The sequence below is a fragment of the Rhodococcus sp. CX genome, from assembly GCF_015865005.1.
In the GTDB taxonomy this organism is placed as follows: domain Bacteria; phylum Actinomycetota; class Actinomycetes; order Mycobacteriales; family Mycobacteriaceae; genus Rhodococcus.
The window spans coordinates 40,189-42,493 of the sequence record NZ_JADZGH010000202.1 but is presented as its reverse complement, the minus strand read 5'-3'; the positions used below and the strand labels follow the sequence as shown (position 1 = coordinate 42,493).

Here is a 2,305-nt window from a genome sequence, read left to right as displayed (position 1 = left end):
GATGCGGGTGCCCCAGCCGAGTTCGCCGCCCCGGGTCTCCTCCGCATCCGCGGGAGCGGAACCGGCCTCGACGGTCGCGGTGGACGGGTCGGCTGCGGCACGGACCGCTTCGGCGATCATCGCGTCGGGCTCGTTGATCGCACGCTTGACGCCGGACGCGACCACGGGCTTACCGGCGAAGCGCTCGCGGCCCTTGACGCCGACGTCGGTCGCGAAGATGACCGCGTCCGCGGCGGCGATCGCCGCGGACGGCAGGGGAGTGCTGCCGGCCGAGCCCTGGGTCTCGACGCGGACGGTGACGCCCGCGCGCTGCCCGGCTGCGGTGAGGGCGTCGGCGGCCATGTAGGTGTGGGCGATGCCGGTGGGGCACGCGGTGATCGCGACGATCGTGCGTTCGGTGGGGGCCGCGTCGGAGGACACCGCCTCCGCTTCGGGTTCCGGCCGGGGTTCCGACACAGGTTCCGGCGCCGGCTGGGGTGGTGGCGGCAACACGCCCTCGACGAGGGCGATGACGTCCGCCTCGGTGGCGGCGCCGCGCAGCGACGCGACGAACTCGGGGCGGACCAGCGCGCGGGCCAGCGACGACAGCAGTTTCATGTGTTCGGCGCCGGCCCCTTCGGGTGCGGCGATCAGGAACACGAGGTCGGCGGGGCCGTCGGGGGCACCGAAGTCGACCTTCGGGGCCAGCCGCGCGAATCCGAGCGACGCCGCGGTGACCGCCTCGGACCGGCAGTGCGGGATAGCCAGGCCTCCGGGAAGACCGGTCGCCGACTTGTCCTCCCGGGCCAGGGCGGCGGCCGCGAGTGCGTCGGCGTCGGAGGCGCGGCCCGCTCCGGTGAGCCGCTGGGCCAGTGCGGTGATCACCGCGGCCTTGTCGGTGCCGAGATCGGCGTCGAGCGTGATGAGATCCGCGGCGATGATCGCGGGTGCGGTATCTGGCATGACAGGTCCTTACGAGTGGTGGGGGAGTACCGCGGAGCGGGGATCGAGGTCGGTGACGGTCACCGCGGCCGGATCGACCGAGTCCGGGCCGGGCAGTGCGGTGCCCGGCAGGGCGACGGCGGCGCATCCGTACGCCACGGCGTGCCGGAGCCGGTCGGCCGGGCCGAGACCGTTGCGTTCGGCGACGAGGTAGCCGGCGAGCGACGAATCGCCGGCGCCGACCGTGCTGCGGGCGGTGACCGCCGGTGCCACGGCCCGCCACGCACCCTCGGCGGTGACCAGCACCGCACCGGCGGCGCCCAGCGTGGCCAGCACCGCCCCGACCCCGCGGGCGACGAGGCTGCGCCCGGCCGCGACCACCGGAGCGGTGTCGCCGGCGGCCGCGGCGGCTTCGAGCGCCGCGGAATCGGCGCCGGTGAGCTGGGCGAGTTCGTCGGAGTTCGGTTTGACGAGATCCGGTGCGGCCTCCGGGAACCGCGCCGAGAGTGCCAGCAGCGGCGCCTCTGAGGTGTCCACCGCGATCCGGGTTCCGGTGGCGCGCAGTGCACACACCAGGTCGGCGTACCAGTCGTCCGGAACGCTCGGGGGCAGCGATCCGGAGAGCACCGTCCAGTCCGCCCCGGCGGCCCGGGCGACCACGGCGGCCCGGAGTTCCGCGCGTGTCCGGGGGCCGTATGCACTACCGGGTTCGTTGAGTTTCGTAGTGGTGCCGTCGGGTTCGGCGACGGTGGTGTTGGTTCGTGCGAGCGATGCGGTTTCTATTGCCAGGCAGTCGATTCCGTGTGTTTCGAGGGCGGCGAGGAGTGGGTCTCCCGGGTTGCCCGGCAGGATCGCGAGAACCGGGTGGCCGGCGGCGTGCAGGACCCGTGCGACGTTGATGCCCTTGCCTCCGGGGTCGACGAGCACGTCGGCGGTGCGGTGCACGGCGCCTCGGACGAGCGGGCCGGACAGCGCGATCGTGCGGTCCAGGCTCGGATTGGCGGTCAGTGTGACGATCACGCCGTCACCACCTCGATTCCCTGTTCCATGAGCTGGATTCGGTCGGTCTCGTCGATCTCGCTGTCGGTGACGAGGACGTCGACGGCAGCGAGGGGAGCGAAACTCAGCAGGTGCCGCCGGCCGATCTTGGAGGAGTCGGCGACCACGACGACGCGGTCCGCGGCCTCGACCATCCGGCGCTTCACCGCGGCTTCGTCCGCGTCGGGCGTCGACAGGCCGTGATCGGCGGACAGTGCGTTGGTACCGATGAAGGCGACGTCGACGTGCAGCATGCCGAGGTAGCGCAACGCGTCCTCGCCGACGGTGGCCTGCGTGACGCCGCGGACGCGACCGCCGAGCAGATGCAGCCGGACGGAGCCGAGCC

The 2,305-nt window shown here is 73.4% G+C and carries 2 protein-coding genes and 1 pseudogene; all 3 read right to left on the bottom strand.

Features of this window, described 5'->3' with window-relative positions; translation table 11 throughout:
* A partial coding sequence (locus tag I0Q12_RS33515; RefSeq protein ID WP_231611189.1) for a fructose PTS transporter subunit IIA occupies window positions 1–942 on the bottom strand: 942 nt, incomplete at its 3' end.
* 9 nt (window positions 943–951) lie between these two features.
* Window positions 952–1,941 (bottom strand): 1-phosphofructokinase family hexose kinase, encoded by a 990-nt coding sequence (locus tag I0Q12_RS21915; RefSeq protein ID WP_197254669.1) that lies wholly within the window; start codon window positions 1,939–1,941, stop codon window positions 952–954.
* Window positions 1,938–2,305, bottom strand: a pseudogene (locus I0Q12_RS33510) (DeoR/GlpR family DNA-binding transcription regulator); the annotation flags it as partial. The pseudogene I0Q12_RS33510 and the gene I0Q12_RS21915, both read right to left, overlap by 4 nt.